Genomic DNA, 16302 nt, shown 5'->3' with positions numbered 1-16302 from the left:
AATTTAAATGATTTATTAACTTAAGCTAGATTTTGCTAAAATTAAGCTGAATTATGTTATAAACGCGAGTTTCATTCCTATTTTGAGTGCTTTTTATGCTAAAATAGCTCTCTTTAAGAAGAAGTGATCAAGTCATGTCTGATAATTATACGGCTCAAGCAATTGAAGTATTAAGCGGCCTTGAACCAGTACAACGCCGGCCAGGAATGTATACGGATACAACTAGGCCTAATCATTTAGCTCAGGAAGTCATCGATAATAGTGTTGATGAAGTTATTGCTGGTTTCGCCAACAGTATTACAGTTACACTCCATCAAGATAATTCTATCGAAGTTGAAGATAATGGCCGCGGCATGCCGGTTGATCTCCACCCACAACTTGGACTCAGTGGGGTTGAGGTTATTATGACGCGGCTACATGCAGGTGGAAAATTCTCTGATAAAAATTATACTTTTTCAGGTGGATTGCATGGTGTAGGTGTTTCTGTAGTTAACGCTTTATCTGAGCGTGTGGAAGTTACCATTAAACGTAATGGTGTTGTTTATCAAATGTCTTTTGCTAATGGCGAAAAGACACAAGAATTAAATGAAGTAGGCATTGTTAAAAAACGAGATACAGGCACTACAATTCGTTTTTGGCCTAATCCTAAATATTTTGATTCGCCAAAATTTTCAACTAAACAATTAATGCACGTGCTAAGAGCAAAAGCGGTGCTCTGCCCCGGCTTAGCTATGACGTTTGTTAATAGCATAACGCAAGAGAAAACCTTCTGGTGTTTTGAAAAGGGACTTGTTGATTATTTAAAACAATCTTTGCCTACAGACTATTTCCCTGCTGAACCTTTCACCGGTGAATTTGCTAGCGATGATGCTACCGTTGACTGGGCTGTTGCTTGGTCTCCTAATAACTCCTCTTCTGGATTAAATGAAAGTTATGTGAATTTAATTCCAACCATTCAAGGCGGGACTCATGTTAATGGTCTGCGTGCTGGACTATTTGACGCCTTAGCTGCTTTTTGTGATTTACGTAATTTACTGCCTCGGGGTGTAAAATTAGCTGCCGATGATTTATGGGAACCTTGCCACTATATTTTGTCAGTAAAAATGAAAGATCCGCAATTTGCCGGTCAAACAAAAGAGCGACTTAGTTCAAGACAAACAGCAGCTTTCGTATCTGGCGTGATTAAGGATGCTTTTGCTGTATGGCTTAATCATCATCGAAACTTCGGTGAAGCAATCGCTGCATTTGCTATCGAACGTGCGCAAAGGCGACTTAAACAATCTAAGCAAGTCGCTCGTAAGCGTGTAAGCCAAGGTCCGGCTTTACCAGGTAAGCTTGCTGATTGCTTGCAACTTGATTTAAAACAAGCTGAATTGTTTTTAGTTGAAGGAGACTCCGCTGGTGGCTCTGCAAAGCAGGCACGTAATAAAGATTTTCAGGCCATATTACCATTGCGGGGTAAAATACTGAATACTTGGGAAATTGACTCTTCTCATGTTCTAGCTTCACAAGAAATTCATGATATATCTATTGCTATTGGCGTTGATCCGGGCTCTGAAGATATGTCTGGTTTACGATATGGAAAAATTTGTATTTTAGCTGATGCTGATTCAGATGGCGCACACATTGCCACCTTAATTTGTGCACTCTTCTTGCGTCATTTTAAACCACTAGTAAGTGCAGGACATGTTTTTGTTGCTATGCCACCACTTTATCGAATCGATGCTGGCAAGCAAGTTCATTATGCCCTTGATGATGAAGAAAAACAAAAGATTATCGCTAAACTTAATAAATCTAACGCAGGTAAAATTAATGTACAGCGTTTTAAAGGGTTAGGTGAAATGAACCCTATGCAGTTACGTGAAACAACAATGGATCCTAATACGCGGCGCTTAGTTCAGTTAACGCTTGAAGATGAAGACGATTCAATATCTATTATGGACATGATGCTTGCTAAAAAACGAGCTAATGATCGAAAAGCATGGTTAGAAAGTAAAGGAAATTTAGCTGATCCAGCGCTATAAATGCTGGATTAGTTAACAAATTGAACCTAAACAGTCAGTCAACTATTTAACCGCTAGTGATAAAAAGCTAAACAAAAACTACTGTTTCAAAAAAGGGTCGGGCCTGTTGCAAAAGAGGCTTTATAATACGATGGATACTCGCCTCATTGTTGCTTAAATAAGTTTGAGAGCTAATTACAACCAAAATGATCCTAGGTCATCCTCGCGCTGGGCGGGGATCTATTCATAAATTAGCACTGAGGTTAATTTTAGATGGATTCCCGCCTGCGCGGGAAAGACATTCATTATCCATGCAACAATGCCATGCGGGTATGATAGTAATTTTTACAAATATATAAGTACTAGTAAAGTATTCACTCACAAAATTCTGACATGAATAAACTAAAACTTCTTATATTTAAGATAATTAAAATATATAGTGGATAGGAAACAGTCGCCTAAAGTAACACTTTTTTTGTACACTCATTTTATTTTTTGCAACAGAGATGCTAATCCTACTATTATAAAGCCTTATAATTACTTGATGAATGCATTATGTATCTTAGCAGTCTTTTTCTGAGATTTTTAAAAAGATGTTACTTTAAATAACTCTAATGATTAATTATTACCGTGAAAAAGTGGGAAATCTATTTAAAGAGATAGAACATTTATTGGAAAACCTGATTAATATAAAAGAGTCTCTTAAAGCAAATAGCGACAATCAACTCATAAACAGCCTTTAAACTTAAAGTGCTTTACGCGGGGCCGGTCGCCAAAATTATTCGCTTAATATTAGAATGAAATATTCTCAAGAATTTTATCTTCATCTTCAACATCTCAAACAATATAGACACTTAACTGTCAGATTAAGGCTGAACTACTTCACTTTACAAAACGCTATTAGAGTTGTCCAAATCTTCTTGTAAAACCTTTATATAGCGGTAATCTGTTACTTCGATATCTTTATAACTTAGTGAGATTCTGCCTTGTGAATAATCTAATGAATACAATTTTGCTACAATTGATTCAATTTGGTTTGCGTATTCGCGAGCATTATTTTTAAAAACCTTTAAGCCATAACGACTATCCATATAAATGATCAAAGCGCCATAGGAATCACTTAACTGCAATTCAATACTGTCAGACATAATAATTTGAACATCTGGAGGATTTTTAATCAATGCCTTATTTGTATACTCTGTATCCCAACCATGTTCTCTACAGAGCAGTACTGCCGCAGAAATTTTCTCTTTACTATTTAATTCTATATATTTTATAGGACTATCTGCCCCAATTTTAAAAATTGAATGCTTCACAAGTCTGCGTTTATCTTTCGGTAATTCCAATCTACCACACTCTTGCCAAGGAACAGACTTATGATGCTTCTGCATTTCGCCCTTGCTTAAAATGTAAGCCGCATGATGTACAACAGCGGAAGTAACGCCAACTTGCTGAGCAGCCGCTTGAGCAAGTTCTTTTTGCTCTTCTGTATGACTATCTATTAAACTTAAATCCTCGTTTTTCTGATAATTATCAAGAAGTTTCCTCTTTTTCGATTCTTGCTTTTTAGAGTTTAATACTTGCAGTGTATAGAAAGAAAAACTACCTGGAACTAAAATTAAGTTTTCATATTCCTTGACATAACCCTGTAAAATTTTAAGGCATTGATTCTTTTCTTCTTTAGTTACTGAAGAAGTTGTTAATGCATATTCTTGTAAAACAATAATGACTACGTATGAATCACCGAGTGCGACTTTAGCATCATGATTAATCTGCGCTAAATTTTTTCCAATATAATAGGCTTTATCTACTAGTGATAATTTATTAAAATTTAATAAATCAATACCACAAATATAATATTTCATAACAAAACTAACCGAGGTCTATTACATTCTTATTATAGACAAACACCTAATTTTGCCTCTAAATATTAAGTTATCTTTAATTATTAAAAAATATTTACAAACCAGGTTTGACAAAGTGCGCCTTACTAAAGCTTGGTTTAGGACTTATAAATTAATTTTGTTAATAAATAATTTTTACTGCTTCAACAATGGGATTATATTAGAATAATTATCAGTCCATAACATGGTCTTTTGATTAGTAACAAGCTTCCATCCAGCCAGATTTCGCACCACTGTTGCTGCAAATGGCTCATTTGAAGTTAGCAAGACCCATTGCGAACTCAACTGGCCCTTTTTAGGCTCACCTAAGTCATTATTATTAAGCACAATCCAATCCAATTTTTGCCCCATCGCTGTTAAAACGGGTAATAAGTTTAGATGACGATTACTAATGTGCACTAATAAGAGGCCATTTTCAGATAGCGTTTGCTTATAAAGCTGAAACGCTTCATAAGTTAAAAGATGCGTGGGAATTGCATCTGAAGAAAAAGCATCAATCACTAATAAATCTAAGCTAGCTTTAGCCCGTTGCCGTAAAACCAATCGGCCATCTCCTTGAGTAAGGACAGGTTTAGCCGAGCAATTTTGTAAATAAGTAAAAAAGTGTGGATTATTAGCAATGTTAATAACCTGTTCATCGATATCAACCACTTCAACACTGTCAGAAGCCCTGAATTGACAAACCATTGTTCCAGTCCCAAGCCCAATAATCATAGCTCGTAGGCTTGGATATTGTTGTTGTAATAAATGAATAATAGATGCCGGTGGACCATAATAGGACGTTGCACCTAACATAGCAGTGGGGGTATTAAATAATTGAAAGCCGTGTACTGTGCTTTGGCTAATTAAAGCATGACCGTTAGGTATTTTTACAACTTGCTTAATCCCATAAAAGTTACGTTGCTGCGTTAGAATTGGTAAGCGCTTAAACCAAGGGCTAAATATAAAAATAAAGAGGATCAAAATTGATAGGCAAAGGTTTAAGCGGCTTCGAGTCCAGGTAAAGATTATAAATAATGAAAAGATCTCAGCTATGCAATATTTTCTAAGCCAACTTAGCCAAGGGATGTTGGATAATAGGTAAGAGCCAATTAGAAGAGCAACTATAATTATTGGTACTTTATTAAATCCTCTCATTGGTATAGGAAAACATAGAAAGGATAGGGCAAAGACTAAAGGATATTCATAAGGGCCATTAAAAATACGTGGTGCCAATACACCGTTAAACAAACCAGCTAAAACCCCTCCTAAAGCTATGCATAAATAAAAACTGGTTAGCTGAGAAGTGTTAGGGCGGCGGCGTATTAATTCGCCATGACAGAGCAGAGCAATAACAAAAAAGCCAACTAAATGAATAGTAATCAATAAAAGAGAGGATAAATTAGTAGGCCCAATAATAAATGCTAAGATGGGAAAAACAGCAAAAATGAGTGCATTATTTGTTATCCATTGATGAGATACTATAGGTTTTTGTGCGAAAGTAATAATAAAACTTACTAAGTAAAGCGCTAAAGGAACTACCCAGAATAAAGGTGTTGCTGCTATATCAGTTGATATATAAAAAGTTACTCCTAGCATTAAACTACAAGGAACAAAACTATAACCGATCCAGGAAGCCAATTGAGTGAAAGAAATAAAATTTTGTTTAACACTTGTTTTACTGGCGTAAGAAAAAGGGACAATTAGTAAAATAACAGTAAGTAATACAAGATAGATAGTAAAACCTATTCGCCAAAACTTATATTGAATATCTAAGCCAATCCACCATTCAATAAAACCAGGATAACTAATTAGAGCAGCTAAGCTACCAAAGTTACTCGCAACGTATAAAAAATAAGGATCAGCGGCCTTTCTACTTTTTGTGCAACTAAAAGCATATTGCAGTAATGGCGATGCTGAGGCAATCGTTAATAATGGTAAACCTAATTTTACAAATAATTCTTTTAAAATAAATAAATCAGGAGAGTCAGCTAGTTTACTTGCTTCGGGTGTAAAGTCTAAAGGTAGATATAAAAAACTTATTAATGAGGTTGTTAAATAGACTAGCCGCCAATACCAGCGACTACCAAAATAACTCAATACCCAAGCATAACCGTAACCTAACAGCAATATTGCCTGAAAAAACAACATACAGACAGTCCATACAGCTGGCGTCCCGCCATAAATAGGCAGTAGATTTTTGGCAACCATTGGTTGAATTACGAATAATAAGAAAGCACTTAAAAATAAACTTAGAGAAAACAGTAACTGAATCAAAGTAAAATCCGTTTTTAATTCTTAAATCAAACAATCTAAGCTGCTTTTAACGAGCTAACCTTACTGCTTAGAACAGATTGCTTAACTTAATTATTATATGAAAGCTCCCTGCTTCTACAGGGAGAATAATTAAATATTTTGCAATAAATTATTAAGCTTCGAAAGAGGCACTCAACATCCAACGAGCTTTTTCGTGTGCGGCAATTCGATCACTTAATAAAACTACGGTTCCTTCATCTACTTGGTCTTGCGCTATCTTAAGCGATTTATTTAAATCTTTAATTAAGGTGCCATGATCATGCGCTAGTTCCTTTACCATTTCATTTGCTGAGAGACTTGAATTACCATCTTTCACCCGTTTTAATTGATTAAATTCACTAAAACTTGCAGGTGCTTTATGCCCTAATATTAAGATACGTTCTGCAACCTCATCTATCGCTTCTGCAAGTTCTCTATATTGACTCTCAAACAGCTCATGTAATGCTTTGAATTGCGCGCCTTTAACATGCCAATGATAATTTTGAGTTTTTAAATATAAAGCATAGGTATCTGCTAGTAGTATAGAAAGTTGATTAGTAACCTCATCCATATCAAGCTCCTTAGTAATAAATAGTAATAATGAATTTAATCATAGAACAAATAAATGATATTTAAAAATCAATTATTTATATCATAATCATTGGGGTTATTTATAATTAAGATTGAAAAGCTTCATCTAATATCCTTTTCCATATGTTTAAAGAGCAGACGTCTTGCTTTAAGAAACGAGAATGCTATATATAATCTATAATTAATAGCCTGATTGTAAATTAAAATAAGGGTAGGATGATCCAAAGAGATGAGCGTACAAGACTTTCTAAATTAATTGTACCTGGAATCCTTGGTAATATCCTTGAATGGTATGATTTTTCACTATATGGTTATTTTGCTCCTATTATTGCTAAACTTTTTTTCCCTACTTCTGATAAATTATTATCATTACTAGCCACGTTTGGTGTATTTGCAACCGGATTTATAATGCGTCCAATAGGCGCTTTATTGTTCGGTTATTTTGGCGATCGTCATGGCAGGAAAAAAACATTAGCAGCTTCTATTATTTTGATGGCTATACCTACTACCCTAATTGGTTTGTTACCTACCTATCAACAAATTGGCATTTTTGCAGGAATATTATTATTAATATGTCGTTTATTACAAGGATTAGCTGTTGGTGGTGAATTTTGTGGATCTATTGTCTATATTACGGAACATTCTCCAATAAATCGCCGTGGTATGTTCGGAAGTTGGGCTATGTTCAGCGCCTTTGCAGGCTTGTTATTAGGTTCAGGAGTAAGTGCGTTATTTAATACACTTCTTTCTCTTGAGGAGCTTACTAATTGGGGCTGGCGTATTCCATTTCTTGCGGGACTATTACTAGGTGCTGTAGGACTTTATTTTAGGCTGCGTATGCCAGAAACACCCAATTTTGTTACAATCCAGAATAAACAGCAAATATTAGTTAATCCGGTTAATCAAGCTTTCAAGTTTGCTGTACAACCGATGGTAATCTCAGCCGCTCTTGTATTTTTACCAGCAATGAGCTTTTATCTGCTCTTTGTTTATTTACCTTCTTATATGACTGAAATCCTAGGTATGTCATTACGTAGAAGCCTTACGATTAACACTATTAGTATGTTAGGAATTATTCTTGTAATTCCTTGGATAGGCTTATTATCCGATATAATTGGACGCAAACCCGTTCTACTGATAGGCGCTATAGGATTTAGCATTTTTTCCTATCCTTTATTTCTATTGATTCAACATACTACTTTTATCTCTGTATTATTAGCTCAAGTTATTTTTGCCATCTTAGTTAGTTTTGCTTATGCAGCTATTCCTGCCACCTTAGTTGAACTTGTAGGCACGAATATTCGTTATACGGCAATGTCTTTTCCTTACAACCTTTCTAACGCAGTCTTTGGTGGTACAGCGCCTCTAATTGCAACTTATCTTATTGAAAAAACCAATAACCCCCTAGCTCCAAGTTTTTACTTGATATTTGCTGCGATTATAATGTTCTTTGTTGTGCTCTTACTACAAGAAAGTCATAGAAAATCACTTCAATAATGATTCTATCGAAGAATAGAATAGCTAATATAGCTATTGGTGTTGCCACCACAATAGAGTAAAAATCTAGTATAATAGGTCCTTAAACCTTTAATACAGAGCGATATGATGGATGAACAACTTTATACTATCCCAATTCAAGATTTAAATCAGATCAATAATGATAGCCAACAAAACAGTATAAAGGCACTTGAAACTGAAAGAATTATTTACTTTCCTACTTATTATTTTAATTTCCCTCACATCAATAATTTTTTAACAGAAGAAATTTTAGACGGCAATCGGAAAAATATTAGCTTTGATTATCAAACAAAAAATTTAAGTGGGGTTAAAAAGCAAGGAAATAATTCATTTAAATTACAAATTGAATTAAAAGAGTTTATGCAACAATATGCTAATTTCGCAAGAATCTTAGTTAATACACTGTTACCCCAATATCAACCTCATTTACAGTGGGGAAGAACTAGTTATAGGCCTGCGCAAATTTTAGGCCGCTCTATGTCTAAGCGTAAAGATGATACAAGATTACATGTTGATTCCTTTGCTTCTACACCTGTTAATGGCTTAAGAATTTTACGTGTTTTTTGTAATATTAATCCTTTTGGAGAACCTCGCGTTTGGCATTTAGGTGAACCTTTTGAACAAGTAATGCAGCGATTTGCTAAACAAATTCCTCATTACCGAGCTTCAACAGCAAAATTATTAAAGTTCCTTAAAGTAACCAAAACACTACGCTCAGCCTATGATCATTATCAATTACAATTACACGATCGCATGAAATTAGATGATAATTATCAACAGACAGTGAAGAAAACACAAATTGATTTTGCTGCTCAAAGTACCTGGTTGGTCTTTACAGATCAAGTCTCTCATGCTGCATTAAGTGGCCAGTTTTTATTAGAACAAACATTCTATTTACCCGTCTTAGCAATGGCTAAGCCTGATTTATCTCCACTTAAATATTGGGAGCGTGAAAAATCAGCTCAATTGGCAACTTTATGATATTACTTATAAAAGTCACTATTAAGTTTACTTTTTCTCAATAATAGTTTGATAGAATTGCTGATTGCTTGGTGCTGCAGTATGTATATTCTCTGCTACTGTTTCTATCAAACTTAACTGCTCTTTAGCTGATTTATCTTTACTTTTTAATAAGTTATAGATTATCGCTACGCCCTTAGGAACTCGCTTTCTTGTTCCATCTTCAAAGCATATATTTTCTCCGCCTCCGTTAGATATAAAGCTATAATCCTCAACTTTAAACGGAGTTTTTTTAATCAACTCCTCAATAGATTTTAAACGTTCTAAATTTACCTGGTCTGCTTCAATGTTTTCTTTAAGCGATTTTTCTGCCATAAAAAAATTATAAATTAGTTAAACCTATAATTAATTATAATTGCTAGTTAAAAAAAGTAGAAAAAAATAGCTGTTTTTTTGTTAAAAATTTTTAATTAATTTTAATAATTTTAAATTAGAGCTCCTGCATAACTTGTAGATTTTACTTTAGTGCAAGGCGCAAGTGAGCGAGGCGAAGGAGTGTACAAATAAGTACATGACTGAGTCGAGCAAGCTTGCAACGAAGTATAAAGCTTAATAGGTGGCGCTATAAAAGGTAATTTTTTATAAATTTCTTTAACTTAAGCAGGTATGCATTCGTTTTAAATCCACTTTCCTTCATTTCAGGATAATTTATATTGTTTAAATTTAATTCTTAATTTATATTCTCAGTGCACTGTGAATTTATTTTGAGGCGAAAGATATGAAGGTCAATAGTTTATATGGCACCCTAACGCATAAATTAACTCAAGTTCCTAATTTTAAATTAAAAAATGAAATAGTACCTATTAAAGCTATAACGTTAGATAGTAAAAACTATTATCGTCTTGCTCTACCTTCAAACCAATTAGAATTAACAGAAGGCTGGCTACCTGCTGAAGTTCACCTTAGTATTTATGAAGAATTTGATCCTAAAAATCCTGTCTTAGGACCTAGTCACTTCACGGCAATATGGCACAATGGAGAAGGCGAAGCTTATCGATTGCATATCTTTTTAAATGACAATGATATATTAGCTTGTCAACCGTATTGGGACTATATAGAGGAGTCAGGGCAATTTAGTAGAGCAGAGTTACCGGCTGAAATAGAAAGCTTAGTTCAAGTTACCTTACAGCTTGGCTTACCTTATATGCAACAGTTACGCCAAGAACAAGCCCTTATCATTCAGTCACTGGAAGAAGAATGCTCTAAGCATGAACAAGCACTGCAGCAAACATCACTACATTTACCTCAAAGTCAAGAATTATACTTAGAACAGGTTGCAAAAATTATACCTGTCCTTAGCGACTTGTATCAGGTTACAGGCCATATTAAATGGTCTCGATTACAAAATTACTTTAATAAATTCTCAGAAGCTCTTGTTAATCAACCTAGTGCTTCAACAACGATATCTAACGATACATCAGAAAGCTTAAAAGAACCAACAGTGACTCAAACAGGATTAACTCAGCATAGCTTATTTAATTCACCAAAAGCTAAAAAACATAAAGACATGACAGCACCTCAATTCCTCTTTAATGAAATACGTTCGTTACATGAGGTTTTCCACCAATATAAAGAGGATAAAGATAAAATAACTAGTATTGAGAGTATTATTGAAAAGATTTATCTTTTTGATTTCAATAATTGGAATTTATCCTTTAGAGAAATGGAAAAATTAAAGAAAATTGAAACAGAAATTGAAAAAGCGGCCTACTCACTACTACAAAAAGCGCTTATTACTAACGATTTTGAAAAAGCGCGTTCATTACATACTTTCTATTATCTTTTAAATTCAAATATCTATGCGTTTAGCTTAAAGCAGAATAATCACCAATTATTAAACTTTTTAATTAATGAGCTTCATATTCCAATCAATAATTATAAATTTACTATCAATGAAATAAGCTACTCTAACGCGTTAATTTACTGTCTACAGAAGCATACTAAAAATAATAACTTAATAGATTGCTTTGCTGAACTTATCAAGGGAGGAGGCAACTTAATGCAGCCTATTGCCCCAAATAAAGCGCCTTTAGCCTATATTCTATTGTCAACACGCCCTACTCATCCTTTATACCCTGCGTTAGAAAAAACAGCTGACTTAACTATAGAAAATCAAGCATTTTATCAACGACTCATTACAGCAATGAAGACTTATAGAAATCAAGTGACAAACCTAAAAGAATTAAATGATATTGATGAAGCTATTTTTAATTATCAACAAAGGCTGAGTAGTATTAATCTTACCAAACAATTTTTTACTGACCAAAGTCGAACAGCCCTTAAGGAATTATCTAAAACTGCTGCAATCTGCACTTCACCCTCCTTTGTTACTCAATTACAAACAGATAGAGACATAGTAAATAGTGAGCGTGCTCTTAACTTAAGATGGCAAAACCTATTAAAAAAAATTAAGCAAGCTAAGCATTCTCGCCTAAACATGCCTCTAAACTCGTTACTACAGGCTAATTTGAAAGAAATTCAGCAGACTTTATTAGACATCGGTCAAATCAACTGTAGCTTTGAAGAATTAAAAAAAGCAGCACTTAATAATTATCGTCTCCTTTTCAACCTCTGTGATGAACTTGATACGCTTGTCGATATTTCACATGAGTTAAGTGCTAAACCCATGGTTGTAGGGAAAAAAAATAAACAAACTAATAAGCTCCTTAAGATGAAAGAAGAAGTAGAAAGCAGAATACGAGACATTAATAAACAACTACCCTCGAATGTATTAAAAGAATTAAATCTTTCAGGTATTTTTACTGATTTAAAGGATATAGCCCAAAAATTAAAAAATTTAGAAAATGAGCTTACTCTTACCTCGCAAAAACTAGCTGAACTTGGGTTGTTTAATAGTGATAAAGTGAACGCGATTTTAGAAGATTGTAGAAAAAAATTCGGTCTAGACAGTTTAGATCTTGGCAAACTTGAAGATGAGAATGATCCTAATTCATGTCATACGATGTAACTTAATATTTAAATGATAAAATAAAAACCCGCTTTTGGCGGGTTCTTATTTGGGTTGAGAGGAAAGGCTTACATCATACCACCCATGCCGCCCATACCACCCATGCCGCCCATAGCGCCAGCGTCCATAGCACCTGCTGCGTCACCTTTCTTAGGTAAATCAGCAATCATGCACTCTGTAGTAAGCATTAGGCTAGCAATAGATGCAGCATTTTGTAATGCAGTACGGGTTACTTTAGTTGGATCTAAAATACCAAACTCAATCATATCACCGTACTCACCAGTTGCAGCATTAAAGCCAAAGTTATCTTTGCTCTCAGCAACTTTATTCACTACTACAGATGCTTCATAACCTGCGTTAGAAACGATCTGACGTAGAGGTGATTCAATAGCACGACGAAGGATATTAATACCCATATCTTGGTCAGTGTTATCACCTTTTAAACTTTCTAATGCTTTTTGAGCACGGATTAAGGCAACACCACCACCCGCAACGATACCTTCTTCAACAGCTGCGCGAGTTGCATGAAGAGCGTCTTCAACGCGTGCTTTCTTCTCTTTCATTTCAACTTCAGTTGCAGCACCCACTTTAATTACTGCAACACCACCAGCTAATTTAGCAACGCGCTCTTGTAATTTTTCGCGATCGTAATCAGAAGTCGTTTCTTCCATTTGCGCACGAATTTGAGTAATACGCGCATTGATATCTTCAGCTCGACCTTCACCGTCAATAATGGTAGTATTTTCTTTAGTCACTACAATACGTTTTGCAGTACCTAAGTCCTCTAAATTAGCACCTTCTAAGCTCTTACCAATTTCTTCAGAAATAACTTGAGCGTTAGTTAAAATAGCAATATCTTGCAACATTGCTTTACGACGATCACCAAATCCAGGCGCTTTTACAGCACATACTTTAACGATACCGCGCATATTGTTAACAACTAATGTTGCTAATGCTTCACCTTCAACATCTTCAGCGATAATTAATAAAGGACGGCCAGATTTCGCAACGCTTTCTAAGACAGTTAACATATCGCGAATAGTAGAAATTTTCTTATCAACTAATAAAATGTATGGATGCTCAAGCTCAGCACTCATATTTTGTTGATTATTAATGAAGTATGGAGAGATATAACCACGATCAAACTGCATACCTTCAACAACAGACAGTTCATTTTCAAGGCTGTTACCATCTTCAACAGTAATGACGCCTTCTTTTCCTACTTTTTCCATTGCTTCAGCAATAATTGCGCCAATTGCTTCGTCAGAATTTGCAGAAATAGTACCTACTTGCGCAATTGCTTTGCTATCTTTGCAAGGTTTAGACATAGAGTGTAATTGCTTAGTAATAGCAGTCACTGCTTTATCAATACCACGCTTTAAATCCATTGGATTCATACCAGCAGCAACAGCTTTATGGCCTTCAACCATAATTGAACAAGCAAGCACTGTAGCAGTAGTTGTACCGTCACCTGCTGCATCAGAAGTTTTAGAAGCAACTTCTTTTAACATTTGAGCGCCCATGTTTTCAAAGCGTTCTTCAAATTCGATTTCTTTTGCAACTGACACACCGTCTTTAGTAATAGTAGGTGCACCGAAAGAGCGCTCGATAACAACATTTCGACCGCGTGGGCCCATAGTTACACGTACAGCATCAGCTAACCCATTTGCACCAGCAAGGATTTTCTGACGTGCTGAGTCACCAAAACGTAATTCTTTAGCCATTTAAGTCTCCTTTAATTCGTTTGCTTACTTCTCAATTACACCGAAGATATCATCTTCACGCATAACGACTAATTCTTCACCATCTACTTTTACTTCTGTACCGGAGTACTTACCAAACAGAACAATATCATCAACTTTAACAGCTAATGCCCGTACATCACCATTATCTAAGTTTTTACCTGCACCAACCGCAATGACTTTTCCACGCATAGGTTTTTCAGTAGCGCTATCGGGAATGACAATACCACCAGCTGTGGTACGTTCTTCTTCCAGACGACGAACAACTACTCGATCGTGCAAAGGACGAATTTTCATACTTCTCTCTCCTGATTGGTTAATCACCTATAATTTTCAGATTGCTCTGACCTTTTGGTAATCCATGTAAAGTATGAATTACCGATGACTGCCATATGGGGACAAGTACAATTATTTCAAGGGGAGGAAGTAAAAAAATTTTGGTTTTTTTAGCGCTCGCACTACAATGAAAAACTGTATAGTAATCCTTATAGTAATCCTTCAGAGGTATTCATGAAAAAATGGCTTTTATTCTCATTAAGCTGCCTATTTTCTATTCTTTGCTTTGCAGAGCCTCTGCCTGTAGAAGATATCTTTCAGGTGCACGTTAGCCGACTTAATCCTAACCAGTTTTTAATTAAATGGGACATTAAAGATGGTTATTTTTTATATAGAGATCGTATTAGCATTAATGTACCAGATAATAGTAATGTTCAAGTAGGTGATATTCCCTTTCCACCCACCTTAACTAAAACAGATCTGCAAGGAAGAACTTATACAATTTATCGTAATCAACTAAATCTTCCTATTGGTGTTTTAGGTAAAGAACCTGGTGAAACACTCATTGATTTACATTATCAAGGCTGCGCAGATGATGGTTTTTGCTATCCACCTCAAACCAAGCAAATAAAATTAGCGATTGCTAACGATTTGTCTTTAAGTAGTGCTGAGTTATTTCAAGACCAGCGCTTGAAAGATGATAACCCTACAGTTAACGGTGCAAATGATACCAATATAGACTCTGTTTTCCGCAATCATAATCTATTTGTGACATTCCTCATTTTTTTCGGCTTTGGATTATTACTATCCTTTACACCTTGTATTTTACCTATGATACCTGTTCTATCTGGAATCATTGTCGGCCATAGTAAAAATATAACAACTGGGAAAGCATTTCTCTTATCGTTAAGTTACGTATTAAGTATGTCGGTAACTTACGCAATAGTAGGCGCACTAGTTTCCTTATTAGGAAGTAACCTTCAAATTATTATGCAAGCGCCATGGGCAATTGGTTTATTTAGTTTTCTTTTTGTTTTATTGTCACTATCTATGTTTGGCTTTTTTGAGCTGAAATTACCTGTTGCATGGCAAGCTAAATTAGCCCAATTAAACCGCCGCCAAACGAGCGGACATTATTTAAGCGCAGCCATTATGGGCTGCCTATCTACTTTAATATTATCGCCTTGTGTGACAGCGCCTCTTATTGGTGTTTTGGGTTACATCGCTAATACGGGTAACGTTATTTTAGGCAGTTTAAGTTTATTTTTCTTAAGTCTTGGAATGGGAACACCCCTCATTCTAATTGGAACTTCTGCCGGACGCTGGTTACCTAAAGCTGGCCAGTGGATGAACACAGTTAAGTCTTTTTTTGGTGTCTTATTGCTTGGTGTTGCTATTTATCTTTTAAGTCGCATTTTGCCTGGTATCATAAGTATGATTCTATGGGCAGCTTTATTTATTTTCTCCGGTATCTATTTAGGCGCCTTAGTACGTGCTTCCACCAGTTATACAAAATTTTGTCAGGGATTAGGTATAATCCTTCTCGTTTATGGATTATTGATTTTAGTGGGTGCGAGCATGGGAGGAACTAATCCCTTACAACCCTTAGCACACTGGTCTCAAACAAAACACAACAATAATATTGGTTATCAACCTGTTAAATCAATTAACGAAGTCGAGCAAGCAATTGCAAATGCCCAAGGCAAACCAATTATACTAGATTTTTATGCTGATTGGTGTCTAACCTGTAAATCTATTGAGACCCATATTCTCCAGAATCCAGAAGTTAAAGCACTTTTAAAAAATTTTGTTATTTTAAGGGCAGATATTACTGCCAATAATACAGCTGATCAGGCCTTGTTGCGTAAATATAATGTTGTTGCACCGCCTACCTTTTTATTTTTCAATAAAAAAGGAGATGAGCTAGAGCATTCTCGTTTAGTCGGTGAATTTAACGCTCAAACATTTATTAAACGCTTACAAAGCGTACAAGCTCAAGCTTAAAG

At 35.2% G+C, this 16302-nt stretch carries 11 protein-coding genes; 5 read left to right on the top strand and 6 right to left on the bottom strand.

The window, feature by feature from the left end; genetic code table 11:
• The first annotated feature begins 134 nt into the window (after window positions 1–134).
• The gene (gene parE / locus ACQUW5_RS07480; protein ID WP_444990607.1) at window positions 135–2024 is read left to right on the top strand and encodes a DNA topoisomerase IV subunit B; all 1890 of its coding nucleotides are present in this window, start codon (window positions 135–137) and stop codon (window positions 2022–2024) included.
• 866 nt (window positions 2025–2890) lie between these two features.
• Here the strand turns inward: parE and ACQUW5_RS07475 are convergent.
• The 3 genes from ACQUW5_RS07475 to ACQUW5_RS07465 all read right to left on the bottom strand — a co-directional run bounded on the left by ACQUW5_RS07475 (window position 2891) and on the right by ACQUW5_RS07465 (window position 6752).
• Complete coding sequence (locus ACQUW5_RS07475) at window positions 2891–3868, bottom strand: hypothetical protein (protein WP_444990606.1); 978 nt, start codon at window positions 3866–3868, stop codon at window positions 2891–2893.
• 174 nt (window positions 3869–4042) lie between these two features.
• On the bottom strand, window positions 4043–6163 hold the full coding sequence (locus tag ACQUW5_RS07470) for a spermidine synthase (RefSeq protein ID WP_444990605.1): 2121 nt from the start codon (window positions 6161–6163) through the stop codon (window positions 4043–4045).
• Window positions 6164–6314: 151 nt separating this feature from the next.
• Window positions 6315–6752 (bottom strand): Dps family protein, encoded by a 438-nt coding sequence (locus ACQUW5_RS07465; protein ID WP_444990604.1) that lies wholly within the window; start codon window positions 6750–6752, stop codon window positions 6315–6317.
• A 236-nt stretch (window positions 6753–6988) separates the two neighbouring features.
• Here ACQUW5_RS07465 and ACQUW5_RS07460 point away from each other — a divergent pair, with 236 nt between their 5' ends.
• A complete protein-coding gene (locus ACQUW5_RS07460; RefSeq protein ID WP_444990603.1) occupies window positions 6989–8269 on the top strand; it encodes an MFS transporter in 1281 nt (426 codons plus the stop codon).
• A 105-nt stretch (window positions 8270–8374) separates the two neighbouring features.
• Window positions 8375–9271 (top strand): Kdo hydroxylase KdoO, encoded by an 897-nt coding sequence (gene kdoO / locus ACQUW5_RS07455; RefSeq protein WP_444990602.1) that lies wholly within the window; start codon window positions 8375–8377, stop codon window positions 9269–9271.
• Window positions 9272–9298: 27 nt separating this feature from the next.
• On the opposite strand, the gene ACQUW5_RS07450 is transcribed toward kdoO, so the two are convergent.
• Complete coding sequence (locus ACQUW5_RS07450) at window positions 9299–9625, bottom strand: hypothetical protein (protein WP_444990601.1); 327 nt, start codon at window positions 9623–9625, stop codon at window positions 9299–9301.
• A gap of 403 nt (window positions 9626–10028) precedes the next feature.
• Between ACQUW5_RS07450 and ACQUW5_RS07445 the strand changes: the two genes are divergently transcribed.
• Window positions 10029–12278, top strand: coding sequence for a hypothetical protein (locus ACQUW5_RS07445; protein ID WP_444990600.1), 2250 nt, complete (start codon window positions 10029–10031; stop codon window positions 12276–12278).
• Between the two features lie 68 nt (window positions 12279–12346).
• Here ACQUW5_RS07445 and groL read toward each other — a convergent pair whose 3' ends face one another.
• On the bottom strand, window positions 12347–14002 hold the full coding sequence (gene groL, locus ACQUW5_RS07440) for a chaperonin GroEL (RefSeq protein WP_444990599.1): 1656 nt from the start codon (window positions 14000–14002) through the stop codon (window positions 12347–12349).
• Window positions 14003–14026: 24 nt separating this feature from the next.
• Window positions 14027–14317 (bottom strand): co-chaperone GroES, encoded by a 291-nt coding sequence (gene groES, locus ACQUW5_RS07435; protein WP_444990598.1) that lies wholly within the window; start codon window positions 14315–14317, stop codon window positions 14027–14029.
• Between the two features lie 213 nt (window positions 14318–14530).
• Here groES and dsbD point away from each other — a divergent pair, with 213 nt between their 5' ends.
• Window positions 14531–16300, top strand: a complete 1770-nt coding sequence (gene dsbD, locus ACQUW5_RS07430) for a protein-disulfide reductase DsbD (protein ID WP_444990597.1) — start codon at window positions 14531–14533, stop codon at window positions 16298–16300.
• The last annotated feature ends 2 nt before the right edge of the window (window positions 16301–16302 follow it).

It is taken from the genome of Legionella pelazae (assembly GCF_052527395.1).
This window is presented reverse-complemented; position numbering and strand designations above follow the sequence as displayed.